Origin of the sequence: Leifsonia sp. YAF41, from assembly GCF_052113185.1 — a bacterium.
Lineage (GTDB): Bacteria > Actinomycetota > Actinomycetes > Actinomycetales > Microbacteriaceae > Cryobacterium.
The window spans coordinates 1-424 of record NZ_JBFRCS010000025.1 but is presented as its reverse complement, the minus strand read 5'-3'; the positions used below and the strand labels follow the sequence as shown (position 1 = coordinate 424).

At 72.2% G+C, this 424-nt stretch carries 1 protein-coding gene; it reads left to right on the top strand.

The window, feature by feature from the left end:
* A partial coding sequence (locus AB4Y63_RS19145; RefSeq protein ID WP_441792659.1) for a DUF5682 family protein occupies window positions 1-424 on the top strand: 424 nt, incomplete at both ends.

Genomic DNA, 424 nt, shown 5'->3' with positions numbered 1-424 from the left:
GACCCTGTCGGCGCTGACGGCCCAACTGCCCGACGCCGCACATGCCGGGGTCGAGCGGATCGAGCATCGCGTGGCCCTGACCAGCGACTGCGGCGAGCTGCTGTCTTCCCTTGCCCCGCTGGGAGACATTGTCCGCTACGGCCAAGCCCGACGCACCGACGCGGTGCAATTGGAGACCCTGTTCGTCCGGATCCTGTCGCAAGGCGCTCTGGCCCTGCCGTACGCGGTCAGAGGGCTGGACGCCGAAGCGGCCAAGCTTCTGCGCTCGGCGCTGCTGGTGGCCGACGTCGCGGCGGTGCTGGCCGAGGCCGACCTGACCGACTGGCGCGGGGCGCTGTCGACGGTGGTCGAGGACGAGCAGGCCGCGCCGCTGCTGGCCGGCGTCGCCGCGCGGTTGCTCTACGAGGCCGGGACGATCATGCCC